The sequence below is a fragment of the Ectopseudomonas chengduensis genome, assembly GCF_900102635.1.
GTDB classification, from domain to species: Bacteria; Pseudomonadota; Gammaproteobacteria; order Pseudomonadales; family Pseudomonadaceae; genus Aquipseudomonas; species Aquipseudomonas chengduensis.
On sequence record NZ_FMZQ01000009.1, the window covers coordinates 131,405 to 158,243 of the forward strand.

A 26,839-nucleotide genomic window follows, 5' to 3' on the forward strand; every position below is an offset into this window, starting at 1 on the left:
TGCAACCCGCAAATTGCAGTCTGGCGGGTTGCACCCGCCCTACGAGAACCGCTGTCCTTAGGGCTTGCGTGCGATCAGCACGGCGCGGGTCGGTGCCGGCAGGCCTTCGACGGTGCGACTGTGGTCGGCCGGGTCGAGAAATTCCGGCAGCGACTGGAAGCGCATCCACTCGGTGGCGCGTTGTTCTTCCACCGAAGTAGTGCTGACGTCTACGCAGCGCACATCCTCGAAGCCGGCGCGGCGCAGCCAGCGCTCCAGGGCCGGCACCGAAGGCAGGAACCAGACATTGCGCATCTGCGCGTAGCGGTCTTCGGGCACCAGCACCTGTTCGGCATCGCCTTCGACCACCAGGGTTTCCAGTACCAGCTCACCGTCCTTGACCAGCGCATCCTTCAGGTCGAGCAGGTGGTCGATGGGCGAGCGGCGGTGGTACAGCACGCCCATGGAGAACACCGTGTCGAAGCCCTGCAGCTTGGCCGGCAGTTCCTCGAAGGCCAGTGGCAGGTGCCACACCGGTTGGTCCGGCAGGTAGCGTTTCATCGCCAGGAACTGGCAGAGGAACAGCCAGTTGGGGTCGATGCCGACCACGCTGTCGGCACCCGCGCCGAGCATGCGCCACATGTAGTAGCCGTTGCCGCAGCCGACATCGAGGATGCGCTTGCCGACCAGGTCCAGGTGCGGGGCGACGCGCTGCCATTTCCAGTCCGAGCGCCATTCGGTGTCGATGTGTACGCCGAACAGCTCGAACGGCCCCTTGCGCCAGGGAATCAGGCCCTGCAGGGCGGTTTTCAATTGCGCGCGGGTGGCGTCATCGCAGGCGCCGCCGAAGGCGAAGCGCTGCAGCAGCTCCACCTCACTCACCGGTAATTCAGGCAGTGCCTGCACGGCGCCGTACCAGCGCGCCAGGTCGCCGTGACCGATGGCCAGCTTGGCATCGAGCTGGCCGGGCAGCTCACAAGCCCAGTCCTGCAGCGGGGTGCCAGCCAGTTGTGCCTGCAGGGCGTCGAGATCCAGGTCGCGCATCATGGCAGGGCCACCAGTGAGGCAAAGTTAAGGCACTGGAACCAGGGCACTACCTTGCTGAAGCCGGCAGCCAGCAGGCGTTCGCGATGCTGCTCGAGGCTGTCGGGCAGCATCACCTTTTCGATGGCGCTGCGTTTCTGCGCGATTTCCAGTTCGCTGTAGCCGTTGGCGCGTTTGAAGGCGACATGCAGCTCGGTGAGCAGCTCATGCTCGGCGGCGTCCTCGAAGCGCAGCTTCTCCGAGAGAATCAGCGCGCCACCGGGCAACAGTGCCTGGCGAATGCACGTGAGCAGCTCCAGGCGCCGCTCCGGCGGGATGAACTGCAGGGTGAAGTTGAGCGTGACCAATGAGGTGGGCTGCAGGTCGAGGGCGAGAATATCGGCCTCGATCACCTCCACCGGCAGCAGCTCCTGAAACATGGCGTCCTGGGCATGCAGGTATTCGCTACAACGCGCGACCATGGCCGGGGAGTTGTCCACGGCGATTACCTTGCAGCCATCGACGCGCACATGGCGGCGCAGCGCCTGGGTCACTGCACCGAGCGAGGCGCCGAGGTCGTAAAGGGTTGTGTGCGGCTGGGCGAACTGGCCAGCGAGCACGCCGATGTTCTCGACGATGGTCGGGTAGCCGGGCACCGAGCGCTTGATCATGTCGGGGAAGACCCGCACCACATCCTCGTTGAAGACGAAGTCGGGCACCTCGGGTAGAGGCTGGGCAAATAGACGATCAGGTTCTTGGCTCACGGCGGTCGCAACGGGTAGCGGAAAAGGCCGGCATTTTAGCCAAGTGTGGCGCAACAGTCAGGCGCTGTTGCTGCGCTGGAAGGCCGAAGCGGTGATGCCCCACTGGCCGAGCCAGTAGGTGAGGATGATGGCGTAAGGCGCGGCGTCGAAGCTGGCGACGAAGCGGTCGATGCCGATCAGGCTGTCGGACAGCACGAAGAGCGCCGCACCGCCGGCTGCGAGCCAGGTGGAGCGCGGCTGCAGCTGCGGATGACCGAGGCGGGCCAGGGCGCGCCAGAGCATCAGGCTGATCGCCGTGGCATAGCAGGCCACCGGGATCAGCAGTTCGCCCAGGCCGCTGCTGGCCAGTATGGCGAACATCGCGCCACCGGCAATTAGTGCCAGCAGCAAAGCGGGCAGGGCCGGTTGCCGGCTGTCGGAACAGTAGGCGCGCAGGTAGGCCAGATGGCCGAGCAGAAAGGCGCCAAGGCCGAACACGAACAGATCGCCGGGCCAGTCCAGCAGGATGTCGCCAGCCAGGGAGAACACCAGGCCGATGCCGATCCAGCGGCGGTAGGTGCCGGCAGGCGCCTGGCGTAGCCAGAGCAGCAGGGCGATCACCGGGATGCCCTTGGTCAGCAGGCTGAGCTGTGCATCGCCGGTGATCCGGCCGTAGAGAAATACCGCAGCACCCGCCAGACCGAGCAGCAACCAACGCATAGCAAGACTCCCTTCGTTCTTGGAATGGCGCGACTATGCCCAGCGACCGAACGGCTGCCAATGCGAGGGATGCCAAATCGAGGGGCGGATCGTGCCGCTACTCGACGCCGCCGGCAGTATTGGGCAACGTATGCGTTCGTTCAGGAGAAGCGCATGTCGATATCGCCACCTGTCACCGATCTGATCGAGCGCCTTTACCGCGATGAGTCGCGCCGTGTGCTCGCCACCCTGATCCGCCTGCTGGGTGATTTCGACCTGGCCGAGGAGGCGCTGCACGAGGCGTTTCGCAGTGCGGTCGAGCAGTGGCCGCAAGGCGGTGTGCCGGACAACCCGCGTGCCTGGCTGGTCTCCGCCGGGCGCTTCAAGGCCATCGACAACCTGCGTCGGCAACGTCGCTTCCAGCCGTTGGACGAGCAGATCGAATTGCCTGATGAGAGCGACGCCGAAGGCGGCGAACTGTTAGAGGACGACCGCCTGCGCCTGATTTTCACCTGCTGTCACCCGGCGCTGGCCAGCGATGCCCAGGTGGCACTAACCCTGCGCGAGGTATGCGACCTGACCACCGAGGAGATCGCCCGCGCTTTCCTCTCCAGTCCTGCGACCCTGGCCCAGCGCATCGTGCGGGCCAAGGCGAAGATTCGCGATGCGCGCATTCCCTACGAAGTGCCGGGGCGCAGTGAGCTGCCCGAGCGGTTGGAGGCGGTGTTGCGGGTGGTTTACCTGGTGTTCAACGAAGGCTACTTCGCCAGCTCGGGTGATTCGCTGACCCGCAGCCAGCTGTCCGACGAAGCGATTCGCCTGGGACGGCTACTGCTGGAGTTACTGCCCGAGCCGGAAGTGCAGGGGCTGCTGGCGTTGATGCTGCTGCACGAGTCGCGACGCGCTGCGCGCAGCGGCGTCGATGGCGAGGTGATTTTGCTGGAGGCCCAGGATCGCAGCCTATGGAGTCGCGAGCTTATCGCCGAAGGCGAGGCGCTGGTGCTGCAGGCGCTGCACTCGCGGCGTTTCGGCCCCTACAGCCTGCAGGCGGCGATTGCCGCGGTGCATGCCGAGGCGGCCAGTCTGGAAGAAACCGATTGGGCGCAGATCGTCGGCCTGTATGACGAGCTGCTGCGTCTGAATCCGTCGCCTGTTATCGAGCTCAACCGCGCCGTGGCACTGGCCATGCGAGATGGCGAGCAGGCGGGGCTGGTGGAGATTGACCGATTGCTGGCTGCAGGCGAACTGGAGGGCTACCACCTGGCCCATGCGGCGCGGGCCGATCTGCTGCGTAGGCTTGGCCGGCGCGAGCAGGCAGTCGCTGCCTACCGCCAGGCCCTGGCGCTGGCGCAACAGGGGCCGGATCGGCAGTTTCTGCAGAAAAGACTGGAAGAGCTGGGTGCCTAGCCCCTGTATCCGTAGCCCGGATGCAGGGGCTGCACGTAGGGCGTGCTGCGCGCACCAGCAATATTGTGCGCGCATGAGGTGCGCACGGCGCACCCTACAGAGGGGCGTGCTTAGCCTGCCACCAATACGCGAATCGCTTCCAGGCGCAGGGCGGCCTTGTCGAACATCGCCAGGCTCTGTTCGCGCTGCTCGCGCAGGGCGTCGATCTCGCTGTCACGCACGCTCGGGTTGACCGCGCGCAGGGCGACCAGGCGCGCCAGTTCCTCGTCCAGTTCAGCGATCAGGCGACGCTTGGCCTCACTCACGCGCTCGACATGGCGCGGCATGACCTTGGCTTCAGCGTCGTTGATCTGCTTGGCCAGCACGTCGCGCTGGGCCTGGACGAACTTGTTGGCGCTGGCCCGTGGCACGCTTTCCAGCTGGTCGTTGAGGGTTTCGAAGCCGACCTTGGCGGCCAGGTCATTGCCGTTGGCGTCGAACAGGCAACGCAGTGCCGCCGGTGGCAGGAAGCGCCCCAGTTGCAGTTTGCGCGGGCCGACCACTTCGCTGACGTAGAGCAGCTCCAGCAGCACGGTGCCGGGCTTGAGCGCCTTGTTCTTGATCAGTGCGACGGCGGTGTTGCCCATCGAGCCGGACAGCACCAGGTCCATGCCGCCCTGCACCATGGGGTGTTCCCAGGTGAGGAACTGCATGTCCTCGCGGGCCAGGGCCTGCTCGCGGTCGTAGGTAATGGTCACCGCCTCGTCGTCGCCCAGGGGGAAGCTGGCGTCCAGCATCTTCTCGCTGGGGCGCAGGATCAGGGCGTTGTCGGAGTGGTCTTCGCTGTCGATGCCGAAGGCGTTGAACAGCTCTTCCATGTAGATCGGCAGGGTGAACTGGTCGTCCTGCTCGTGGATGGCCTCGACCAGCGCTTCACCTTCACCGGCACCGCCTGAGTTCAGCTCCAGCAGGCGGTCGCGACCGCTGTGCAGCTCGCCTTCCAGGCGCAGGCGCTCGGCGGTGGCTTCGTCCACCAGTTGCTGCCACTGGCCGTCGTCACCGTTCTCCAGCAGCGGCAGCAGGCGCGGGCCAAACTGGTGCTGCAGGGCGTTGCCGGTGGGGCAGGTGGCGAGGAAGGCGTTCAGCGCCTGGTGGTACCACTGGAACAGACGCTCCTGCGGGCTGTTCTCCAGGTACGGCACGTGCAGCTGGATGCGATGTTTCTGGCCGATACGGTCGAGACGGCCAATGCGCTGTTCCAGCAGGTCCGGGTGTGCCGGCAGGTCGAACAGCACCAGGTGATGGGCGAACTGGAAGTTGCGGCCTTCGGAGCCGATTTCCGAGCAGATCAGCACCTGCGCGCCGAATTCCTCGTCGGCGAAGTAGGCGGCGGCACGGTCGCGCTCGAGGATGCTCATGCCTTCATGGAACACCGTGGCCGGGATGCCGGAGCGCACGCGCAGGGCGTCTTCCAGATCCAGCGCGGTCTCGGCGTGGGCACAGATCACCAGCACCTTGAATTTCTTCAGCATCTTCAGGGTGTCGATCAGCCATTCGACGCGCGGGTCGATGCGCCACCAGCGTTGCTCTTCGTCGATATCGTCCTGTGCCTGGTAGCTGACTTCCGGGTACAGCTCGGCATGCTCGCCGACCGGCAGCTCCAGGTATTCGTCCGGACTCGGCAGCGGGTAGTGGTGCAGCTCGCGCTCAGGGAAACCCTGTACGGCGGCGCGGGTGTTGCGAAACAGCAGGCGGCCGGTACCGTGGCGATCCAACAGCTCGCGTACCAGGCGGGCGCGTGCTTCTTCGTCGCCGCCGTCGATGGCGTCCAGCAGTTCGCGACCTTCATCACCGAGGAAGCCGCCGATGGCGTCGCGCGCCTGGGAGCTGAGCTTGCCCTGGTCGAGCAGCTCCTGCACCGCTTCGGCCACCGGGCGGTACTGGCTGCTTTCGGCGCGGAAGGCTTGCAGATCATGGAAGCGATTGGGGTCGAGCAGGCGCAGACGGGCGAAGTGGCTGTCCTGGCCGAGCTGTTCCGGGGTGGCGGTGAGCAGCAGCACGCCGGGGATGACCTCGGCCAGTTGCTCGACCAGCGAGTATTCGGCGCTGGCCTGCTCCGGGTGCCAGACCAGGTGGTGGGCTTCGTCGACCACCAGCAGGTCCCAGCCGGCGGCGAACAGCGCGTCCTGGGCCTTTTCGTCGTCCTTCAGCCACTCCAGGGCGACCAGCGCCAGCTGGCAATCCTCGAAGGGGTTGCTGGCGTCGCTTTCCATGAAACGCTCGGCGTCGAACAGGGCGACGTCGAGGTTGAAACGCCGGCGCATTTCCACCAGCCACTGGTGTTGCAGGTTTTCCGGCACCAGGATCAGCACGCGGCTGGCGCGACCGGAGAGCAGCTGGCGATGAATCACTAGGCCGGCTTCGATGGTCTTGCCCAGGCCCACTTCGTCGGCCAGCAGTACGCGCGGGGCGATGCGGTCAGCCACTTCACGGGCGATGTGCAACTGGTGAGCGATCGGTTGCGCGCGGGCGCCGCTGAGGCCCCAGAGGGACGACTGCAGCAGGCGGCTGTTGTGTTCGAGGCTGTGGTAACGCAGGGCGAACCAGGCCAGCGGGTCGATCTGGCCGGCGAACAGGCGGTCGCTGGCCAGGCGGAACTGGATGAAGTTCGACAGCTGAGTTTCCGGCATGGTCACCGGTTTATGCTGGGCATCGAGGCCGTGGTAGACCAGCAGGCCGTCGACGTCCTCGACTTCCTGCACGGTGAGCTTCCAACCCTCGAAATGGGTGATCTCGTCACCCGGGGCGAAGCGTACACGGGTCAACGGGGCATTGCGCGTAGCGTACTGGCGGGTTTCGCCGGTGGCCGGGTAGAGCACGGTGAGCAGGCGGCCGTCCTCGGCGAGGATGGTTCCCAGACCCAATTCCGCTTCGCTGTCACTGATCCAGCGTTGCCCCGGTTGATATTGCGCCATGCCTGTCTGTCTCCCGCGTGAAAAAGCCGGCTATGGTAACGGATGCAGCGCCACGGCCAAAGCGGTCATGGCACTATTGCCGTGCGGCTTAGTCAAAAGTGTAGCGAGCACCGGCTAAAGTCGCGGCTCACGGGGCCGACAGCCTGACCAAAGGAGGTGCTGCAACGTGCTACCGCCTATCCCCCATAGCCTGGTGCCGGTCACTGCCTCGCAGGATGTGATCAAGCCCAAGCCCGAGATTCCTCCGGTGACCCCGGCCGAAGGCAGCGCCAAGGAAAGTGCGCTTAGCCTCGACAAGCGCCATCCACAGGAAACCGAGGAGCTGCTGCGCGAAGAACAGCGCCGCCGCCAGCGGCGTGGCTACACCCCCGAGCAACTGGCTGAGGCCGAGCCGGAAGAGGTGGAGCAGGCGCTGGGCGATCTGCCCCGGCAGGGGCTGTGGGTAGACGTTGAAGTCTGAGACACTCTTTTCATTCTCTTGCGCATAGATTGTCATGCTGTTCGCCGACCCCTTGCCCGCACTCGCCGATGCCGAGCTGGATTATCTGCCCGGCTGGGTCGACCCCGCGCTCGCCGATAACTGGCTGCATATGCTGGTCGAGCAGACGCCCTGGCAGCAGCCGGAGTTGTTCATCCACGGCCGTTACCACCGCACGCCACGGCTGACGGCCTGGTATGGCGACCCCGAGGCGCGTTACCGCTATTCCGGGAAGATCCACGAGCCCTTGCCCTGGACGCCGCTGTTGAACGAGATTCGCCAACGGATCGAGAAAGAAGTCGGGCAATCGCTCAATGCCGTGCTGCTCAATCATTACCGCGACGGCCAGGACTCCATGGGCTGGCACAGCGATGCCGAGCCGGAACTGGGGCGCAATCCGCTGATCGCTTCGCTCAACCTCGGCGGCAGCCGGCGTTTCGATCTGCGCCGGGTTGGCAGCACGCGCATCGAACATTCGTTGACGCTGGAGCATGCTTCGCTACTGGTCATGCGCGGGCCGACCCAGCATCATTGGCAGCACCAAGTGGCAAAGACGCGCCAAGCCTGCGCGCCACGCCTGAACCTGACCTTTCGCCTGATCCGGTTTCCGCTATGAGCAATGACGACAAGCTGATCGATTTCGCCGCCGAGCGCGACAAGCGTATCCACGATCTCAACGACAAGCGCCTCAACGAGATGCGCCAGGTTTTCGAGCAGGTGTTGCCGATCGGCAAGGCCAAGAAGAAGTCCAAGAGCAAACCCAAGAAACGCTGAAACTCCCGCGGTTCAATCGTTGTGCATGGCTGCCAGGCTGTGCTTCGCGCCTCGTACCCTCTCGATTTCTTGACCTGCGTCAGTATTCCCGCAGGCCCGCTCGCGCCTGCTCGTCGGCCATTGACCCAGATCAATTTTCCCGCCGCCAGCGCTGATAACGTGAAGCCATCCCAGACAGACAGGCACAACAGGAGGCAGCCATGTTCGTCGATACAGTGGTTCTCGCCGGAGTCGGCACCGTACTTCTGATGGTCGCGTTCTTCGGGGGTGTTGGTTACTTCATCTGGAAGGATGCGCACAAGCGCAAGCAGAGCTGATCCTTCCAGTTCAATGGGCACGCAAGGCAATTCGGGCGACTTCGGTCGCCCTTTTTTTATTTGCGCGTTGCCCACCTGAGGTCGCAGCACCTTCTGGACATAAATGCTTAGCTAGCTAATAATTGAGTTTCGCACGGAGGCGCAACTCAATCGCTACAGCTATGTTCAGGGCTGAGATTCTTTCAGGTAGCCATCGTGCGTGATTCCTTGCTGGCGTTTCTCGCGCCAAGCTCGCAAGCCGTTCAATTTGCCATCAAGACCCTGCTCGGCGGTGGTCTGGCGCTGTGGTGCGCGCTGCGTTTCGGCCTGGAGCAGCCGCAGTGGGCGCTGATGACCGCGTTCATCGTCGCCCAGCCGCTGTCTGGCATGGTCGTGCAGAAGGGCCTGGCACGGCTGCTCGGCACGCTGGTCGGCACCTTCATGGCCGTGGTGATGATGGGGCTGTTCGCCCAGGCGCCGCTGCTGTTCATACTGGCGTTCGCCTTGTGGTTGGCGTTGTGTACAGCGTCCTCGACCATGTTGCGCAGCGCCTGGTCGTACTCCTTCGTGCTGGCCGGCTACACCGTGGCGATCATCGCCTTGCCGGCCATCGGCAAGCCGCATGTGGTATTCGATGAAGCCATCGCCCGCTGCACGGAAATCTGTCTGGGCATCATCTGCGCCACCCTGAGCAGCGCTTTGCTCTGGCCGCAGCGCGTCGAGCGGCAACTGGCGCAGCAGGCGCGCAATGCCTGGCAGGCCGGCGTTGCGGCTTCGCGCCAGGCGCTGGCGGGTGAGGCTGATTCGCGACAGGGCTTGCTGGAGGTGCTGGCGCGTATCGTCGCCGTCGACGCCCAGCGCGAGCACGCCTGGTTTGAGGGTGCCCGTGGTCGCCAGCGTGCCGTGGCGTTGCGGGTGTTGAGTCGTGATCTGCTCGGCATGCTGCGTCTGGCTCGTGGGGTGGCGCGGCAGTGGCGGCAACTGAGCGGTGTCGAGGCGCAGGCGGTCGCGCCCTGGTTGCAGGTGGTGGACGAGCGCCTGCAGCAGGCGCAGCCAGAAAGCTTGTTGGAATTGGTCGAGCAACTGCGCCATGCGGCGCAGGACGAAGAATTGAGCGGTGGCCAGCAGCTGTGCCTGGAACGCTTGATGGTGCTGCTGTTGCGTGTCGAGGATGCCAGTCGTGCCTTGCTCGCAGTCGAGGAGGGCAGAGCACCGGCCGATGCGCCGCGCGCCTTGTCCTGGCACTACGATTGGCAGACTGCGCTGGTGTATGGCTCGCGCAGCGCGCTGACCTTCCTGGTTCTGGCTGCATTCTGGCTGGCCACTGGCTGGACCCACGCCACCGGCGCGCTGCTGCTGGCCTGCGTGGTGTGCAGCCTGTTCGCCCGGCTCGAAGCGGCGCCGCAGATCGGCATGATGTTTCTGCGCGGCATCTTCTATGCGCTGCCAGTGGCGTTCTTCGTGGGTCAGATTCTGATGCCGCAGATCGACGGTTTCGTGATGCTCTGCATGGTGCTGGGCGTGCCGCTGTTCTTCGGTGTGTTGGGCATGGCCAAGCCAGCGACGGCTGCGACCTCGACCTCGTTTTGCCTGCACTTCATCGTGCTCTGCCTGCCGGCACCGGGTGTCGGCTACAACGTCGAGTTCTTCCTCAATGAGGCGCCAGGCATGCTGATAGGCGTGGGTTGTGCGGTGATGGCTTTCAAGCTGGTGGTGCTGCGCAATCCGGTCTGGCATGGCCGGCGCCTGATGCAGGCGATCCTGACCGACCTCGGGCGCCTGACCCGTCGCGACCTGGGCCGCGCCGAAAACTGGTTCGGCGGGCGCATGGCTGATCGTCTGCTGCAGTTGGCGCGGCATTATCCGGCGCGGCCGGATCAGGCGCGCAGCCGCTGGGACGATGGCGTGGCTGGCCTTGATCTGGGCGACGAGTTGCTGCACCTGCGCAAGTGCCTGGCCAATGCCGATGCCGGCCTGGCAAGGTCGCAGCAGCGTTTCCTGGAACACCTCGATGACGCGCTGGAGCGTGGCCCCGCTCCAGGGCGTGAAGACGATCTGAACGCAGCGGTGGCCGAATTGCAGGAGGCCCTGCGCGCCTGCACGCCCAGCATCGACAAGCGCCTGGCCGAGGCGGCGCTATTGCAGCTGCAGAGCGGCTGGCGTCATTGGTGTCACGTGAAAGGGGAGGCCCATGGGCTTACATGAATGGTCGCTGGGTGGCGTATTGCTGAGCCCGATGGCGGCCTACGCGGTATTGGCGCTGTTGCTGACTGGCGTGTTGCGCCTGGGCTTGCAGCGCATAGGGTTGTCGCGCTGGATCTGGCACGAAGCCCTGTTCGATTGTGCCTTGTATGTCTGTGTCCTAGCGGCCGTGATTGCCGTGCTGGGGCGGTAAGGAGAGAAAGCATGCGTTCGACCATTCGAGTCGGCATCACCCTGGCCATGGTGGTGGCGGCGATCTTCGCCGGCTCCTGGATCTGGCAGCACTATATGTACTCGCCCTGGACGCGCGACGCCCGCGTGCGCGCCGACGTAGTGACCATCGCCCCGGACGTGTCCGGCTGGGTGGTCGAGCTCAAGGTGCGCGACAACCAGCAGGTCAAGGCAGGTGATCTGCTGATGAGCATCGACCGCGACCGCTATCAAGCGGCGGTGGAGAAGGCCAAGGCGGTGGTGGACATTCGCCGCCAGCAGTTGAGCCTGCGCGAGCACGAGGCTTCGCGCCGCTCGCGCCTGGGTGCCCAAGCAATCAGCGCCGAGCTGCTGGAAAACGCGCAGATCAATGCCGAGATGGCGCGCAGCGAATACCGCGAGGCGCAGGCCGATCTACGTGTGGCCGAGCTGAATCTGGCGCGCAGCGAAGTGCATGCCCCGCGCGATGGGCAGATTACCAACCTGGTGCTGGCGCAGGGCAACTACGTGAATGCCGGGCAGGCGGTGATGGCGCTGGTCGATACCCAGTCGTTCTACGTACAGGCGTATTTCGAGGAGACCAAGCTGCCGCGCATTCAGGTCGGCGCGCCGGTGGAGGTCTGGTTGATGGGCGGGGATCAGCAGATTCGCGGCGAGGTGGACAGCATCAGCCGCGGCATCACCGACCGCAACGCCAGCCCGGACGGGCAGTTGCTGGCCGATGTCGAGCCGACCTTCAACTGGGTGCGCCTGGCGCAGCGTATTCCGGTACGGATCAGGTTGGATGAGGTACCCGAGGGTTTGGTGCTGAGTGCTGGCATGACTGCCAGTGTAAGGGTGGAGTAGGGCGGTTCTGACTGGTAGGAGCCGCGCCTCGCGGCGAATGGCTCAGGCAACGTCGATAATGAGTTGAACCCACTATTCGCCCCGGGGCGGGGCTCCTACACATTGTGTCAGGCGCGCTCGATCTGTGCCGGCGTGCGGCGCATCAGCACCTTGCCATGGCGCACTGACACCAGCGCGTGGCCCTGGCTGCGCACCATCTCGTAATCGTCCGGCGCCGACAGGATCAGCAGGTTGGCCGGGCGACCCACTTCCAACCCATACCCTTCACCCAGGTTCAGCGCCCGCGCCGAGTTGTCGGTGATCAGATCCAGGCTGCGCTTGAGGTCTTCGTAGCCAAGCATGTGGCAGATGTGCAGGCCGGCTTCGAGGATGCGCAGGATGTTGCCGTTGCCCAGCGGGTACCAGGGATCGACGATGGAATCCTGGCCGAAGCAGACGTTCATGCCGGCGCGGTCGATCTCCGCCACGCGGGTCAGGCCGCGGCGTTTCGGGTAGGTGTCGAAGCGGCCTTGCAGGTGGATGCTCTCGGTGGGGCAGGAGATGAAGCTGATGCCGCTCATCTTCAGCAGGCGGAACAGCTTGGAGCAGTAGGCGTTGTCGTAAGAGCCCATGGCGGTGGTGTGGCTGGCGGTGACGCGCGCGCCCATGCCTCGCACGCGAGCTTCCTCGGCCAGCACCTCGAGAAAGCGCGACTGCGGGTCGTCGGTCTCGTCGCAGTGCACGTCCACCAGGCAGCCGCTGCGTTCGGCCAGGTCCATGAGGAACTTGATCGACGCCACGCCCTGGTCACGGGTGTTCTCGAAGTGCGGGATGCCGCCGACCACGTCGGCGCCCAGCTCGATGGCCTGCTCCATCAGTGCGCGACCATTGGCATAGGACTCGATGCCCTCCTGCGGGAAGGCGACGATCTGCAGGTCGATCAGGTGGCGGGTTTCCTCGCGCACTTCGAGCATGGCCTTGAGCGCGGCCAGGGTCGGGTCGGTGACGTCGACGTGGGTGCGCACGTGCTGGATGCCATGGTCGACCAACATGTCGATGGTCTTCTTGGCGCGCGTCTTGGTGTCTTCATGGGTGACCAGCGCCTTGCGCTCGGCCCAGCGCTCGATGCCCTCGAACAGCGTGCCGCTCATGTTCCAGGCCGGCTCGCCGGCTGTGAGCGTGGCATCGAGGTGGATGTGCGGCTCGACAAAGGGTGGCACCACGAGATTGCCGGCTGCGTCCAGGTCGCCCTCGGCGATGGGGTGCAGGGCGTGCTGGGCCTCGATGACGGCGATGCGCTCATCGTCCAGGGTGATGCGATGCAGGCCGTCGCGGCCGCGCAGGCGGGCATTGTGGATGATCATCAGGTTTCCTCTCAGGCAGGCGACGACAGGCGCCGGATCAACAGCGCAACGCTGATGTTCAGGCGGTCGTGCGGATCTTCGAACGAGCAGCCGGTCAGCGCTTCGATGCGTTGTAAACGGTAGCTCAGGGTATTGCGGTGGACGTTGAGGCGTTGCGCGGCCAGGGCCAGGTTACCGTTCTCGGCGAACCAGGCCTCCAGCGTCGGCATCAGCACCGGTTGGTGGCGCGAGTCGTCGCCGATCAGCGCGCCGAGCACACGTTCGACGAAGCGATCGAGCAGGCTGCGGTCGCGGATCGCACCGAGCAGCTCCAGCACGCCCAGTTCATTGAAACTGCACAGACCCAGGCGCTCGGGAAAGCGCTGCGCCACAGCCAGGGCCTGACGCGCCTCACCCAGACCCTGGGCGAAACGTTGCGCCTCGCAGCCGGCGCTGCCCAGACCGAGGAACAGACGTAGCGGGCCAAGCTGCGGGCGCAGTTCGTCGAGCAGCGCAGTCATGGCCTGGCGATTACGGGCTTCGGCCTGGCCGTCAGGGCAGGGCAGCAGGGCGATCCAGTGGCGGCCCTGACTGACCAGTGGCAAGGCATTGCCGAGTTCGCCGAGGCTCTGTTCCAGGCGCCGTTGCAGCAGTTGCTGACGGCTCTGCAACTGGCGCTCGGCGTCTTCATCAGGCAAGTCGCCGAACAGTTGCTCGCTGCCGTCGAGACGCAACAGCGCCACTTGACGCGGTACGTGCAGCGCCAGGCCCAGGCTGTCGCCGCGTTGCAGCAAAACGTCGAGCGACTGGTAGTCACCGTCGAGCACCTGCTCCAGCACATGCTGGCGCGAGCGGCCGAGCTGCTGCGCCTGCACCAGCGCGGTGCCGATGGCCTGGGTGACCACCACCATCTTCAGCGCGTAGGGCTGCTCGATCAGTGGCAGGTTCAGGCGCTCGGCTTCGGCGATGACGCTGGGCGGGATGGCCTGGATGAACTCGGCGCCGGTAAGGATGACCATGCCGGCGACGACGCGCTCATGACCCTCACGCACCAGGCGCAGCAGGTTGGCTTCGTCGCGCGGGTGGTTGATGCCGGTGATGAAGATCAGCTCGCCACCCATCACCCAGTCGGCGATGCCTTCGTTCTCCGCCACGTAGGGCCAGCGCACGGCATTGTCGCGTCCGGCCTGGCCAGCACGCAGGTGCATGCTGGCCAGACCGGGCAGAGCGAGCACGTCAGCGACGGTCAGGCTCACGCGCCAGCGACCTGCTGGCGGCTGGCCAGGGCCTTGTTCGCCTCGAACAGCACCACGTAGGCCAGGGCAGCCACGGCGATGCCCACCAGCGGCGCGACCCAGGGCGAGAAGTAGGCGCTCAGCGCACCGATCAGGTAGGCGCCCAGGCCGACCCAGTTGAATGCGGGCAGGCGCACATCGGCCAGTATCGGGTAGCGCGCGCGGTGGCCGTAGAAGAAGTCAGCCATGATCACACCGCCAATTGGCGGGATGATAGAACCGAGCAGAATCAGGAAGGGGATCAGCATCTCGTACATGCCGCCGATGGCCAGCAGGGTGCCGATGCCGGCGCCGACCAGGGTCACGGTCTTGCGCTTGCCAGTGCGCAGCAGGTTGCAGCCGGCTGCTGCGAAGTTGTAGATGGTGTTGTCCTGGGTGGTCCACAGGTTGAGGAACAGCATGATCACGGCAGCCATGGACAGGCCCTGCAGCACCAGCACTTCGACCACGTCCGGTTGCTGGTAGACGATGGCGCCATAGGCACCGGCGACGATCATCAGGCCATTGCCGATGAAGAAGCCGAACAGGCTGGCCAGCACCGCGACGCGGCCGCTCTTGGCGAAGCGCGTCCAGTTGGTGGCCTGGGTGGCGCCGCTGACGAAGGTGCCGAAGACCAGGGTGATGGCCACGCTCAGGCTCATGCTCTCGGACGGTTCCACCGCGAGCAGGCCAGCGAGGCCGCCGATATCACGGGTGGCGATCCACAGCGAAGCCACCAGCAGCACCAGCATGGCCGGCACGGCGACGCGCGAGAGCAGATCCAGGCCCTTGTAGCCGACGAAGGCGGTGAGGCAGAAACCGAAGCCGAACAGCACCATCAGCGGGATGGTCAGGCCTTCGGGCAGGCCGAGAATCTTCACCAGGACGATGGCGATGGTCGCCGTGCCCCAGGCGTACCAGCCGATCTGGGTGAAGCCAAGAAGCATGTCGGACAGCTTGCTGCCCACCTCGCCGAAGCAGAAACGGCCCATCAGTACCGAGTTCAGCCCACTGCGGCAGGCGATCAGACCCAGTACGGCAGCATACAGACCGAGTAGCAGGTTACCGATCACTGCAGCCCAGAGCAGGGTGGTGAAGTCGAAGGCCATACCGATCTTGCCGCCAGCGAACATGGTGGCGGTGAAGAAGGTGAAACCGAACAACAGGATGGCGGTGGAGAACAGCCCCTTGCGCGCGCCGTTGGGCACCTCGCTCAGGGGGTAATCGCTATCGGGGGTGGCGTTGCTCATGGACCTGGCTCCGGTGAGGGTGTGAAGCCTTGGCGATAGCAGGGGGCGTGCCAGAAAGCAGCGCAGCGGGCTGCTTGGTAAGGTAGTCAAAGGGTTTTGTGCGAAACGCACAAGGAAACGCACTTATACGGCGCCAGGTCGCTCAAGGTTTGTGAGTGTAGAACAAAAGTGGTGCGCGACGCAGCGGTCGCGCACCAGTGTGTGGCGATTCAGTTGACGGTGACCTGCGGCATCGGTGGCATCGTTACGGTCTGCTCGCTGGCCGGGGCGAGCACTTCGGCTTCGCCATCGACCACTTGCTTGCCGTCCTGGTTGAACACGCGGGTGGCGATACGCACGCGGTTCTTCGGCAGTTTTTCCAGTACTTCCAGCTTCACGGTAAGGGTATCGCCGAGTTTTACCGGGCGGGTGAACTTGAGCTGTTGGCCAAGGTAGATGGTGCCCGGGCCAGGCAGGCGGCAGGCAATGGCGGCACTGATCAGCGCACCGGTGAACATGCCATGGGCGATGCGCTCCTTGAACATGGTCTCGGCGGCGAAGGCGGCGTCCAGGTGTACCGGGTTGTTGTCGCCGGATACCGCAGCGAACAGTTGCACGTCGCGTTCTTCGACCTGCTTTTCGAAGCTCGCCTGCTGGCCAATTTCGAGGGCTTCGTAGGGGATATTGGTTACCTGGGTCATGGACACTCCTTGATTGGGCTTCGACCATGGCTCAGCGCCTGCTGCAGCCAGTCGATCAGGTGGGCGGTGACCTCGTCGCGATTGCTCTCGTTGAGCAGCTCATGACGGGCCTCGGGATAAATCTTCAGTTGCACGTCGCGCACGCCGGCCTCGCGCAGGGCGCCAGCCAGATCACTCAGGCGCTTGCCGTCGCTGACCGGATCGCGCGAGCCGCCGATCACCAGCAGCGGCAAGTCGGCATCGATCTGCGCCAGGTTGCTGGGCGGGGTGATGTGCTGCAGGCCATCGAGCAGGTCGCACCACAACTGCGTGGTGCAGACGAAACCGCACAGCGGATCGGTCACGTATTTGTCCACTTCCGCCGGGTCGCGGCTGAGCCAGTCGAAGGCCGTACGGTTGGGCTTGAAAGCCTTGTTGAACGAGCCGAAGGAGAGAAAATCGATGACCTTGCTGCGCCCTTTGGGGCCCAGGCGCCAGCGCTCGAAGCCGGCGATCAGTCTGGCGGCCTTGTACAGCGCCACGGGCTGGTAATTGGAGCCCGACAGCACGGCGCCCTGCAGGCTGCAGCTATGGCCCAGCAGATAGGCCATACCGATGTAGCTGCCCATGCTGTGGCCGAACAGGAAGATTGGCGTATGCGGGTGCTGCTGGCGAATGTGGTGGTTGAGGGTGGACAGGTCGCCGACCACCTTGCTCCAGCCGTCTTCATCGGCGTAGTGGCCAAGGGTGCCGCGTTCGGCGGTAGCGCCATGGCCGCGCTGATCCAGCGCGTAGAGCGCGAAGCCTGCCGCGACCAGGGCTTCAGCCAGGCGTGCGTAGCGCAGGCTGTGCTCGGCCATACCATGGGCCAGCATGACCGCCGCGCGTGGCGGCTCGTCGCCGTACCAGTGATTGACCTGCAATGGCGTGCCATCGCTGGCGTTGATAACGAAGGCGTCGTGGCGCATGGCGAATCCTTGTGCCGGGAGTTGGCGGCATTGTGCACCTTGGCCGTCATCACGCAAAGCACAGTCGAATTTCCATCGAGCCGCAAAGATCGGTTACGAATCACTACATTTATTGGGAAATTCAGCCCATCAATGACGCCTTCGAGCTATTTGCGGCGCCGCTCTGAACTGCTACTTTCCGGGCAGTCCCGCACTGCGGGCCAGATCACTTCAGGGGAAGAGGACAAGAACAATGCAACCTGATTTCTGGAACGACAAGCGCGCTCCCGGCGTGCCTAACGATATCGACCTGTCCAGCTACAAGTCGGTGATCGAAGTATTCGAGCGCTCATGCAAACGTTTCGCCGACCGTCCGGCCTTCAGCAATCTCGGCGTGACGCTGACCTATGCCGAGCTGGATCGTCTCTCCGCGACCTTCGCCGCCTACCTGCAGAAGCACACCGACCTGAAGCCGGGCGATCGTATCGCGGTGCAGATGCCCAACGTGCTGCAGTATCCCATCGCCGTGTTCGGCGCCATGCGCGCAGGGCTGATCGTGGTCAACACCAACCCGCTGTACACCGCGCGCGAGATGCGCCACCAGTTCAAGGATGCCGGGGTGAGAGCGCTGGTGTACCTGAACATGTTCGGCAAGCTGGTGCAGGAAGTGCTGCCGGATACCGAGATCGAGTACCTGATCGAAGCCAAGATGGGCGACATGCTGCCGAGTCTCAAGGGCTGGCTGGTCAACACCGTGGTGAAGAAGGTCAAGAAGATGGTGCCCGACTACCATCTGCCCCAGGCCATTGCCTTCAAGCAGGTGCTCAAGCAGGGCCACGGCCAGACGCTGGCGCCGGTCAAGGTCGGTCACGACGATATCGCCGTGCTGCAATACACCGGCGGTACCACCGGCGTGGCCAAGGGCGCCATGCTCACCCACGGCAACCTGGTGGCCAACATGCTGCAGGTGGACGCCTGCCTGGCGCAGCTCGGTGATGACGGCACGCCGCTGATGAAGCAGGGGCAGGAGATCATGATCGCGCCGCTGCCGCTTTACCACATCTATGCCTTCACCGCGAACTGCATGTGCATGATGGTCAACGGCAACCAGAACGTGTTGATCACCAATCCGCGCGACATCCCCGGCTTCGTCAAGGAGCTGGGCAAGTGGAAATTTTCTGCGCTGCTGGGTCTGAACACCCTGTTCGTCGCGCTGATGGATCACCCCGAGTTCAAGAACCTCGACTTCTCCAACCTCAAGGTCACCAACTCCGGCGGTACGGCGCTGGTCAAGGCCACCGCCGAGCGTTGGCAGCAGATGACCGGCTGCACCGTGGTGGAAGGTTACGGCCTGACCGAAACCTCGCCGGTGGCCAGTACCAACCCCTATGGCGACAAGGCGCGCCTGGGCACTGTCGGCATTCCGGTGCCGGGCACGGCGTTCAAAGTGATCGACGACGACGGCAACGAGATGCCGCTGGGCGAGCGCGGCGAGCTGTGCATCAAGGGGCCGCAGGTGATGAAGGGCTACTGGCAGCGTGAGGAAGCGACCGCCGAAGTGCTCGACGCCGAGGGCTGGTTCAAGACCGGCGACATCGCGGTGATCGACCCGGACGGCTTCGTGCGTATCGTCGACCGCAAGAAGGACATGATCATCGTCTCCGGCTTCAACGTGTACCCCAACGAGATCGAGGACGTGGTCATGGCCCACCCGAAAGTCGCCAGCTGCGCGGCCATCGGCGTGCCGGACGAGAAGTCCGGCGAGGTGGTCAAGCTGTTTGTGGTGCCGCGTGATGGCGGCGTCACCGTCGAGGAGCTCAAGGCCTATTGCAAGGAAAACTTCACCGGCTACAAGGTGCCCAAGCACATCGTGTTCAAGGACTCGCTGCCGATGACCCCGGTCGGTAAGATCCTGCGTCGCGAGCTGCGCGACATCGCCTGACCCAAAGCCCCTCCCCACTGCAGGGGGAGGGGCTTTCCCGCCTCAACTGTCCTCGGGCAGTCCAATTGTTGTGATTTGGTAACTACCTTCGCGTGTTTCATGCAGCCCAGTGCTGCATCACCGGCAGAGACGAGCTAGGCTCTACGCGCTGCAATATGCGAGCTAGAGGCTTTTCGCGGGGTAACTAAGACAAGGATGGCCTGTGACTTTGCGGTCTTTTTTGGTCACTTTTGCGACTCTCAAGGCCATGTTTGGTGCTGGTCGGCCTCTGGCAAAGCTGCTACTCTCGGCGCGCTTCCGGGCCCTGGGCCAGCGGGAAAGCGAGCTATACACACAACAAACAACCGCCGTCGCGCGGTGAAGATCAGCTGTTGCTTAGGAGTGGGCTTCCATGACCGAAAACTTCTGGAAGGACAAGTATCCCGTTGGGGTTGCTGCCGAAATCAATCCCGATCAGTACCCGAACATCCTCGCGGTATTGAAAGAGTCCTGCCAACGCTTCGCCGACAAGCCTGCTTTCAGCAACCTGGGCAAGACGCTCACCTACGGCGAGATCTACAAGCTCTCCGGTGACTTCGCCGCCTACCTGCAGAAGCACACCGATCTCAAGCCTGGCGACCGCATCGCCGTACAACTGCCCAACGTCCTGCAGTACCCCATCGTGGTATTTGGTGCCATGCGCGCCGGCCTGGTGGTGGTCAACACCAACCCGCTGTACACCGCGCGGGAAATGGAGCACCAGTTCAACGACTCCGGCGCCAAGGCGCTGATCTGCCTGGCCAACATGGCCCACCTGGCCGAACAGGTCGTGCCCAAGACCGGTGTCAAAACCGTGATCGTCACCGAAGTTGGCGACATGCTGCCGACCTTCAAGCGTCTGCTGGTCAATGCCGTGATCAAGCACGTGAAGAAGATGGTGCCGGCCTACAACCTGCCCAAGGCGGTCAAACTCAACGACGCCCTGGCCAAGGGCCGTGGTCAGAGTTTTGCCGAGGCCACTCCGAGCAACGATGACATCGCCGTGCTGCAGTACACCGGCGGCACCACTGGCGTAGCCAAGGGCGCGATGCTCACTCATCGCAACCTGGTGGCCAACATGCTGCAGGTCAAGGCACTGATGGGCGCCAACCTCAATGAAGGTTGCGAGGTGCTGATCGCGCCGCTGCCGCTTTATCACATCTACGCCTTCACCTTTCACTGCATGGCGATGATGCTGATCGGTGGCCACAACATCCTGCTGACCAACCCGCGCGACCTGCCGGCGGTGGTCAAGGACCTGGCCAAGTACCGCTTCACCGGTTTCGTCGGCCTCAATACCCTGTTCGTTGCCCTGTGCAACAACGAGGACTTCCGCAAGCTGGACTTCTCCAGCCTCAAGCTCACCGTCTCCGGCGGCATGGCCCTGCAACTGGCTACCGCCGAGCGCTGGAAGGAAGTCACTGGCTGCGCCATCTGCGAAGGCTTCGGCATGACCGAGACCAGCCCGGTGGCCACGGTCAACCCGTTCAGCGCCATCCAGCTCGGCACCATCGGCATTCCGGTGCCCTCGACCCTGTGCAAGATCGTCAACGACGACGGTCAGGAACTGGCGATCGGCGAGATCGGCGAGCTGTGCGTGAAAGGCCCGCAGGTGATGAAGGGCTACTGGCAACGCCAGGAAGCCACCGACGAAATCCTCGACGCCGAAGGCTGGCTGAAGACCGGCGACATCGGTCTGATCCAGGAAGACGGCTACCTGCGTATCGTCGACCGCAAGAAGGACATGATTCTGGTGTCCGGCTTCAACGTCTACCCGAACGAACTGGAAGACGTGCTGGCAACCCTGCCGGGCGTGCTGCAGTGTGCCGCCATCGGTATTCCGGACGAAAAATCCGGCGAGGCGATCAAAGTGTTCGTCGTGGTCAAACCAGGCGAGAGTGTGACCAAGGAGCAGGTGATGGAGCACATGCGCGCCAACCTCACCGGCTACAAGGTACCCAAGGCCGTCGAGTTCCGCGACATGCTGCCGACCACCAATGTCGGCAAGATCCTGCGTCGCGAACTGCGCGACGAAGAGCTGAAGAAGCTGGGCAAGAAGTGATTCGAGCCTGCTGAAACGAAAACCCGCTACGGCGGGTTTTTTATTGCCTGGCGACCTGGATGGTAGGGCCGCTAGGGCGTACTCGGCTTTGGCTTCCTGCGTCGCTCTACCTCCTGCATCCATGCAGTCGTCGCGAAGCAGTACGCCGCCAGAGTTTCGCTGGAATGGCGTGGTGCCTGGTGTGGCATGGCTCGGCGGACTGTTCGCTTCGCTCCTGAGTCCGCCCTACGCGACGCGAAGAGGGCGGGTTCGGAACTGTCCACTGTCAGGGGTAAAGCGCGACGCCATGAGCATCAACACAAGCGTGGCAGCGGCCATCGCCATCCAGCTCAGGCGCAGGTCATCGGTGTACTGGCGTAGCAGTCCAGCCAGCAGCGGCGCTGTGGCGGCGATCAGGTAGCCGCCGCCCTGCACGAAGGCCAGCAGGTCGCCAGTCTGGCGTGGGTCATCCAGGTGATCCTGGGCCACCACCAGCGAAAGCGGGAACAGCGCGCCGATGCCCACGCCCAGCAGCATGCAGATCGGCACCACCAGTTGCAGCGGTGCCAGCATCAGGCCAAGCAGCCCGGCCAGCAGCGCCAGCAAGACCACCGCCAGTAACACACGTCTATCCGGGTAGCGTGGCAGCAGGCTCGATGCCAGCAGGCCCGCGACCACTTCGCAAAGCGTCAGCGCAGCCAGCAGCAGGCCGCTGGCCTGCGCGCTCCAACCCAGTGAGGTGTAGTAAGGCGGCAACCAGGCCAGCACCAGCGTGTAGCCGGCGGTGCCGATGCCGAAGAAGCTCATCAACAGCCAGGCCCTTGGTGAGCGCCAGACATCCAGGCGCGGCAGCTCGCTCGACGTTGCGACTGCCTGCGCAGGCGCGGCGCGGTACCAGAATGCGGCAGCGAGCAGAGCAGGTAGTGTCCAGCTCGCGAGCGCCCACGACCAGCCTATCGAGTGCGCCAACCAGGGCGTCAGCGCCGCGCCGAAGGCCGCGCCACCCATGATCGCGCAACTGTAGAAACCGATCAGGCGGCCGCTGTCAGTGGGGAAGCGCGACTTGATCAAGCCCGGCAGCAGTGCCTGGACGAAGGCGATCCCGGCGCCAGCCAGCAAGGCAGTGGCGATCAAGGTACTGGAGTCCGGCAGCACGCCGCGCAGCAGGCAGGCGAGGGCGATCAGCAGTACGCCGAAGAGAATCCCGTTGCGCTCGCCGAGGCGCTGGCGCAGCAGGCCGGCGGCCAGAGCGCCAAGGCCCATGATCACCACCGGCAGGCTAGTCAGCAGGCTGGCACCGACATGATCCAGGCCGGTGTCGAGCTGGATATGGTCGAGCAACGGTCCGATGGCAGCCAGCACCGGACGCAGGTTCAGGCCGAGCAGGACGATGGCGATGAGCAGCAAGATCTGGCGCTTCATGCTTGTGACTCCTTCGCACCGCGCCAGGCCACCAGCAGGACGCCGCCGACGATGCACAGCGCTGCCAGCAGCATGCTCAGGCTGCCCTGTTCGCCGAGCAGGCCGATGGCGATGGCGGCGCCGGTGATCGCCGCCACCGAGCCAATCTGGCTGAGAAACACCGTGCCAGCCAGGTTCTGCAGGACGAAGAACAGCGCATAAACGGCCGCGAACAGCAGCATCTGCAGGGCCAGCAGGCCCACTGCCGTGCTGTTTTCGAGACGTGGTGCGAGGTCGACACCGAACAGGCCAAGCGGCACCAGCAGCAGCGCACCGCCGAGCAGCATGCCGGGCGCCAGGGACAGCGGGCTGGCACCAACCGGCCAGTAGCGGGCACGGTAGATGTTGCCGAACGCCAGAAACACCGGCACGCAGAGCGCCGCCAGCACCCACAGCAGGGGGCTGTCGCCGGCGTTGAGCTTGCCTAGGGCCAGCAACAGGCTGCCCGCCAGACCAATGCAGATGCCCAGCAGACGAATACGGCTCAGTCCTTCCATGCGCAAGGCCAGTGCCAGCAGGTAGGTGATCAAGGGTGGGAAGGCCAGGCACATCGAGGCGAAGCCGGCGCCGACATGGCCAATCGAGCTGAACAGCAAACCATTCGGCACCGCGATGCTGAGCAGCCCCGAGGCCAGGTAATAACCCAGCAACCCGGGGCTGATGCCGGGGCGCTCGCCGCGTATCCAAGTGAACAGCAACAGCAGCAAACCGCCGCCCAGCAAGCTCCAGAGCAGGTAGGCCATGGCCGGCCAGCCGACGTTGCCGGCCAGTTTGACCAGGATGCTGGTCAGTCCCATCAGAGCGCCGATGGTCAGTAATAGTGACAAGGCGAGAACGGGACGAAATTGGGAGCCGGGCATGCAGCTGTCTCCTGAGGGTGGATGCGTTACGATGCAAACATTCTTTTTGAAAAGTATCTTGATATCAAGATAAATCGAGGGCGATATGCAAGACCGCGCACAATTGGCTGCCGAACAGTGGCTTCGACAGCGGCCAGATCTGGACGGTTTTTCCATGGCGGTGATTGGCCGTCTGGGCGAGCTCAGCCAGGTGATCACGCGTGATCACCTGCTGCCGTTCTTCACCGAGCACGGCTTGCAGGCCGGGGAGTTCGACCTGCTCGCGACCTTGCTCCGCTCGGGTGAGCCCTATGCACTGATGCCCACGGCGTTGTACGAGAGCGCGATGATTTCCTCGGGCGGCATGACCAGCCGCATCGACCGCCTGGAAAAGGCCGGGCTGATCGAGCGGCGCAAACACCCCAGCGACCGCCGTGGCGTGCTGGTGGCACTGACCTCGGCCGGCTTCGAATTGATCGACGGCATTCTCGAAGCCCATGTGGCCAACCTGCAGCGCGTGCTCTCGGGATTGACCGCTGCCGAGCAGCGGACGTTGCATGAATTGCATGGCAAGTTGTTGGCGGGGCTGGCTGTACGGGATGGGGTGTGATCGCGGCTTGTTGGCAGTTCCCACGCTCAAGAATGGTTGCTGGCGCGCCAGGCTTAATGGCGCCAGCGCTTAGGCAGTGACTGGCAGGAACGTCATGTGCGTGGGAGAGGCTTTAGCCGCGACGTGGCCATCCATAGTTGAAAAACTCGCGGCTGAAGCTCCTCCCACCCGTAGGGCGGACGACGCGTCGCGTTCCCGTCGCTAGGTGGATGAGAGGAGCGTCATCTCCGCACATGCCCACGTGACGCATGAGAATCATCAAATATGAATTTTTATATGACAGCTTCGTGATGAAAGCTGCCAGAAAGCTTCCACGCCTATGTTCTTGCCCATGGCAGGCGCAGACCTGCCACAGCGTCGTGACCGCCTTGGCGGCCGACCATTACCAACAAGAACAAAACGGTATACATCCATGCCCCTGACAGGCCTCGCGTTCCTTCTCTCCGTTCGTTCGTTGCGTAACCCTCGCTGATCGTCTCCAAGCCCCAGCCGAATTCCGTCCGGAGAATCTCCATGCTCACATTCCTTGGCTTCGCCATGGTCTCGACTTTCATGTACCTGATCATGAGCAAACGCCTGTCGGCGCTGATCGCCCTGATCATCATCCCCATTCTGTTCGCGCTGATTGGTGGCTTCGCCAACCAGATCGGCCCGATGATGCTCGAAGGCATCAGCAAGCTCGCGCCCACTGGCGTGATGTTGATGTTTGCCATCCTCTACTTCGCCATCATGATCGACTCCGGGCTGTTCGATCCGCCCGTGCGGCTGATCCTCAAACTGGTCAAGGGCGACCCGCTGAAGGTCGCGGTCGGCACCGTGGCCCTGGCGCTGATCGTCTCCCTCGATGGCGATGGTTCGACCACCTACATGATCTGCGTCGGCGCCATGCTGCCGCTTTACAGCCGCCTGAAGATGAGCCCGACCATCATGGCCGGGCTGATCATCATGGCCGGTGGCATCATGAACATGACCCCCTGGGGCGGCCCGACCGCACGTGCCGCCAGTGCCTTGCACGTCGACCCATCGGACGTCTTCGTGCCGATGATTCCGGGCATGATTGTCGGCGCCCTAGCGCTGTTTGGTGTCGCGTATCTCTACGGCCTGCGCGAGCGCAAACGCCTGGGCGTGCTGCACCTGCCGGACGACCACGTCACCCAAGACGACATCAGCGTGTCGCAGTTTCCCGAGGCGCGTCGGCCGAAACTGTTGTGGATCAACGCCATCCTCACCGTGGTGCTGATGACCACCCTGATCGCCGGTCTGCTGCCGATGCCGGTGCTGTTCATGATCGCCTTCAGCATCGCCATGATCATCAACTACCCCTGCCTGCAGCAGCAGAAGGAGCGCATCGCCGCCCATGCCGGCAACGTACTGGCGGTAGTCGGGCTGATCTTCGCGGCCGGTATCTTCACCGGCATCCTCAGCGGCACCGGCATGGTCGAGGCCATGTCCAAGAGCCTGCTGGCGGTCATCCCTGACGCGTTCGGCCCCTACCTGGCAGTGATCACGGCATTGGTGAGCATGCCGTTCACCTTCTTCATGTCCAACGACGCTTTTTACTACGGCATCCTGCCGGTGCTGAACCAGGCCGCGTCCAGCTACGGCATCAGTGCCGTGGAAATGGCGCGCGCCTCGATCGTGGGGCAGCCGGTGCACCTGCTCAGCCCGCTAGTGCCCTCGACTTATCTGCTGATCGGCCTGGCCAAGATCGAATTTGGCGACCTGCAACGCTTCACCCTCAAATGGGCGGTGATGGTGTGCATGGTCATCCTGGCGGCGGCCTTGCTGCTGGGCGTGTTCCCCTTTATCAGCGGCTGATCGAGCCGCTGCGGTGTCCGCGCGACGCTCCGGCTCTGCAAGGTCGACGCTGCCAGCAGAGCCGCAGACGCGCATGCATCACCTGATTCGGTTCATCCTGTGCGCTGGTGGCCCTGGTCGCTACAGGCGAAAACGCGTCTACATCCGGTGATGCTCCACCAGGAAATCCACGAACACCCGCACCCGCGCCGGCATTGCCGATCCACCCACGAACACGGCATGAATCGGTTCCCGATCTCCGGGGTTGAAGGCTTGCAGCAGCGGTACCAGGTCGCCGCGCTGCAGGTCTTCGGCCACGCTGAATTCGCCGATGCGCGCGATGCCGGCGCCGACCCGGGCAAATTGCGCCAGCGCTTCGCCGCTGCTGCATTCGATATTGCCGCAGACCTTGAGCGAGAACGCCTGGCCATCGCGGATGAACGGCCAGTTGGGTTCGGCGCGGCGGAAATTGAAGCGTAGGCAGTTGTGCTGCAACAGGTCTTCCGGTCGCTGCGGCGTGCCGTGGCGTTGCAGGTAATCGGGGGAGGCCACTACCACCTGGCCGGTTTCGCCGATCTTGCGGGCGGTCAGCGGGCTGTCCGGCAGGTGGCCGAAACGCACGGCCACGTCAGCCTGGCCACCGAGGATGTCGACCACCTCGTCGCCCAGGCTGAGGTCGACGGTGATGTTCGGGTAGCGCGCGCTGAACGCCGCCACCAGCGGCACGATGGCCAGCCGACCATGGCCGAGCGCGGCACTGACGCGCAAGCGCCCCCGTGGCACGCCCTGATCGGTGATGGCTTCTTCGACCTCCGCCATATCGGCAAGGATGCGCCGGGCACCGCGCAGGTAAGCTTCGCCCTCGGCGGTAAAGGTGATTGCGCGGGTGGTGCGCAGCAGCAGGCGCGTGCCGAGGCGCTGCTCGGTGCGCGCGATGATCCGGCTGACCGCCGAAGGCGTCAGCCCCAGTGCACGTGCAGCGGCCGACAGGCTGCCTTCCTCCGCCACGGTGGCGAACACCACCATGTCACCTGATCGGCCGCCTATGTCCATTTGTGCTCCGTAAGC

Annotated in this window: 24 protein-coding genes; 12 read left to right on the top strand and 12 right to left on the bottom strand. The window is 64.2% G+C overall.

Annotation, left to right across the window (positions count from 1 at the left end):
• Positions 1-57 precede the first annotated feature (57 nt).
• Genes cmoB through BLS08_RS15500 form a run of 3 tightly spaced genes read right to left on the bottom strand, consistent with a single transcriptional unit; the run spans position 58 to position 2,465 of the window.
• Positions 58-1,026, bottom strand: coding sequence for a tRNA 5-methoxyuridine(34)/uridine 5-oxyacetic acid(34) synthase CmoB (gene cmoB / locus BLS08_RS15490; protein ID WP_017677754.1), 969 nt, complete (start codon positions 1,024-1,026; stop codon positions 58-60).
• Positions 1,023-1,766, bottom strand: a complete 744-nt coding sequence (gene cmoA, locus BLS08_RS15495; protein ID WP_026088646.1) for a carboxy-S-adenosyl-L-methionine synthase CmoA — start codon at positions 1,764-1,766, stop codon at positions 1,023-1,025. The genes cmoB and cmoA overlap by 4 nt, the downstream gene beginning before the upstream one ends.
• Before the next feature lie 57 nt (positions 1,767-1,823).
• On the bottom strand, positions 1,824-2,465 hold the full coding sequence (locus BLS08_RS15500; protein ID WP_017677752.1) for a lysoplasmalogenase: 642 nt from the start codon (positions 2,463-2,465) through the stop codon (positions 1,824-1,826).
• A gap of 153 nt (positions 2,466-2,618) precedes the next feature.
• Between BLS08_RS15500 and BLS08_RS15505 the strand changes: the two genes are divergently transcribed.
• On the top strand, positions 2,619-3,851 hold the full coding sequence (locus BLS08_RS15505; protein WP_017677751.1) for an RNA polymerase sigma factor: 1,233 nt from the start codon (positions 2,619-2,621) through the stop codon (positions 3,849-3,851).
• 110 nt (positions 3,852-3,961) lie between these two features.
• Here the strand turns inward: BLS08_RS15505 and rapA are convergent, their stop codons facing one another.
• On the bottom strand, positions 3,962-6,805 hold the full coding sequence (gene rapA, locus BLS08_RS15510) for an RNA polymerase-associated protein RapA (RefSeq protein ID WP_017677750.1): 2,844 nt from the start codon (positions 6,803-6,805) through the stop codon (positions 3,962-3,964).
• A 166-nt stretch (positions 6,806-6,971) separates the two neighbouring features.
• Between rapA and BLS08_RS15515 the strand changes: the two genes are divergently transcribed.
• The 7 genes from BLS08_RS15515 (at position 6,972) to BLS08_RS15540 (ending at position 11,611) form a co-directional block, all read left to right on the top strand.
• Positions 6,972-7,265 (top strand): hypothetical protein, encoded by a 294-nt coding sequence (locus tag BLS08_RS15515; protein WP_017677749.1) that lies wholly within the window; start codon positions 6,972-6,974, stop codon positions 7,263-7,265.
• 34 nt (positions 7,266-7,299) lie between these two features.
• Positions 7,300-7,899, top strand: coding sequence for an alpha-ketoglutarate-dependent dioxygenase AlkB family protein (locus BLS08_RS15520; protein WP_017677748.1), 600 nt, complete (start codon positions 7,300-7,302; stop codon positions 7,897-7,899).
• A complete protein-coding gene (locus tag BLS08_RS26370) occupies positions 7,896-8,057 on the top strand; it encodes a hypothetical protein (protein ID WP_017361613.1) in 162 nt (53 codons plus the stop codon). Before BLS08_RS15520 ends, BLS08_RS26370 begins: the two co-directional genes overlap by 4 nt.
• Positions 8,058-8,257: 200 nt before the next feature.
• Positions 8,258-8,374, top strand: coding sequence for a cytochrome c oxidase subunit CcoM (gene ccoM / locus BLS08_RS26730; protein ID WP_017361612.1), 117 nt, complete (start codon positions 8,258-8,260; stop codon positions 8,372-8,374).
• A gap of 195 nt (positions 8,375-8,569) precedes the next feature.
• A complete protein-coding gene (locus BLS08_RS15530) occupies positions 8,570-10,558 on the top strand; it encodes an FUSC family protein (RefSeq protein WP_017677747.1) in 1,989 nt (662 codons plus the stop codon).
• Entirely contained in the window at positions 10,545-10,748 is a 204-nt protein-coding gene (locus BLS08_RS15535) for a DUF1656 domain-containing protein (protein WP_017361610.1), read from the top strand. The genes BLS08_RS15530 and BLS08_RS15535 overlap by 14 nt, the downstream gene beginning before the upstream one ends.
• An 11-nt stretch (positions 10,749-10,759) precedes the next feature.
• Positions 10,760-11,611, top strand: coding sequence for an efflux RND transporter periplasmic adaptor subunit (locus BLS08_RS15540; RefSeq protein WP_017677746.1), 852 nt, complete (start codon positions 10,760-10,762; stop codon positions 11,609-11,611).
• A gap of 107 nt (positions 11,612-11,718) precedes the next feature.
• Here the strand turns inward: BLS08_RS15540 and codA are convergent, their stop codons facing one another.
• The 5 genes from codA to BLS08_RS15565 all read right to left on the bottom strand — a co-directional run bounded on the left by codA (position 11,719) and on the right by BLS08_RS15565 (position 17,084).
• Positions 11,719-12,954 carry a cytosine deaminase gene (gene codA, locus BLS08_RS15545; RefSeq protein WP_017677745.1) on the bottom strand — a complete coding sequence of 412 codons (1,236 nt, stop codon included), beginning with the start codon at positions 12,952-12,954 and terminating at the stop codon, positions 11,719-11,721.
• An 11-nt stretch (positions 12,955-12,965) separates the two neighbouring features.
• Entirely contained in the window at positions 12,966-14,189 is a 1,224-nt protein-coding gene (locus BLS08_RS15550; protein ID WP_017677744.1) for a PucR family transcriptional regulator, read from the bottom strand.
• On the bottom strand, positions 14,186-15,457 hold the full coding sequence (gene codB / locus BLS08_RS15555; RefSeq protein ID WP_017677743.1) for a cytosine permease: 1,272 nt from the start codon (positions 15,455-15,457) through the stop codon (positions 14,186-14,188). The genes BLS08_RS15550 and codB overlap by 4 nt, the downstream gene beginning before the upstream one ends.
• Positions 15,458-15,666: 209 nt before the next feature.
• Positions 15,667-16,137, bottom strand: coding sequence for a MaoC family dehydratase (locus tag BLS08_RS15560; protein WP_017677742.1), 471 nt, complete (start codon positions 16,135-16,137; stop codon positions 15,667-15,669).
• The gene (locus tag BLS08_RS15565; RefSeq protein WP_017677741.1) at positions 16,134-17,084 is read right to left on the bottom strand and encodes an alpha/beta hydrolase; all 951 of its coding nucleotides are present in this window, start codon (positions 17,082-17,084) and stop codon (positions 16,134-16,136) included. Before BLS08_RS15565 ends, BLS08_RS15560 begins: the two co-directional genes overlap by 4 nt.
• A 232-nt stretch (positions 17,085-17,316) precedes the next feature.
• Here BLS08_RS15565 and fadD2 point away from each other — a divergent pair, with 232 nt between their 5' ends.
• Positions 17,317-19,005, top strand: a complete 1,689-nt coding sequence (gene fadD2 / locus BLS08_RS15570) for a long-chain-fatty-acid--CoA ligase FadD2 (RefSeq protein ID WP_017677740.1) — start codon at positions 17,317-17,319, stop codon at positions 19,003-19,005.
• A 391-nt stretch (positions 19,006-19,396) separates the two neighbouring features.
• On the top strand, positions 19,397-21,085 hold the full coding sequence (fadD1, locus tag BLS08_RS15575; RefSeq protein WP_017677739.1) for a long-chain-fatty-acid--CoA ligase FadD1: 1,689 nt from the start codon (positions 19,397-19,399) through the stop codon (positions 21,083-21,085).
• 225 nt (positions 21,086-21,310) lie between these two features.
• Here the strand turns inward: fadD1 and BLS08_RS15580 are convergent, their stop codons facing one another.
• Positions 21,311-22,486 (bottom strand): cyanate transporter, encoded by a 1,176-nt coding sequence (locus BLS08_RS15580; RefSeq protein WP_017677738.1) that lies wholly within the window; start codon positions 22,484-22,486, stop codon positions 21,311-21,313.
• Entirely contained in the window at positions 22,483-23,385 is a 903-nt protein-coding gene (locus BLS08_RS15585) for a DMT family transporter (RefSeq protein ID WP_017677737.1), read from the bottom strand. The genes BLS08_RS15580 and BLS08_RS15585 overlap by 4 nt, the downstream gene beginning before the upstream one ends.
• 85 nt (positions 23,386-23,470) lie before the next feature.
• Here BLS08_RS15585 and BLS08_RS15590 point away from each other — a divergent pair, with 85 nt between their 5' ends.
• Both BLS08_RS15590 and BLS08_RS15600 read left to right on the top strand, forming a co-directional pair.
• Complete coding sequence (locus BLS08_RS15590; protein WP_017677736.1) at positions 23,471-23,974, top strand: MarR family winged helix-turn-helix transcriptional regulator; 504 nt, start codon at positions 23,471-23,473, stop codon at positions 23,972-23,974.
• Positions 23,975-24,487: 513 nt separating this feature from the next.
• The gene (locus BLS08_RS15600) at positions 24,488-25,792 is read left to right on the top strand and encodes a CitMHS family transporter (protein WP_017677734.1); all 1,305 of its coding nucleotides are present in this window, start codon (positions 24,488-24,490) and stop codon (positions 25,790-25,792) included.
• 138 nt (positions 25,793-25,930) lie between these two features.
• Here BLS08_RS15600 and BLS08_RS15605 read toward each other — a convergent pair whose 3' ends face one another.
• A complete protein-coding gene (locus BLS08_RS15605; RefSeq protein WP_021488488.1) occupies positions 25,931-26,824 on the bottom strand; it encodes a LysR family transcriptional regulator in 894 nt (297 codons plus the stop codon).
• Positions 26,825-26,839: the final 15 nt, after the last annotated feature.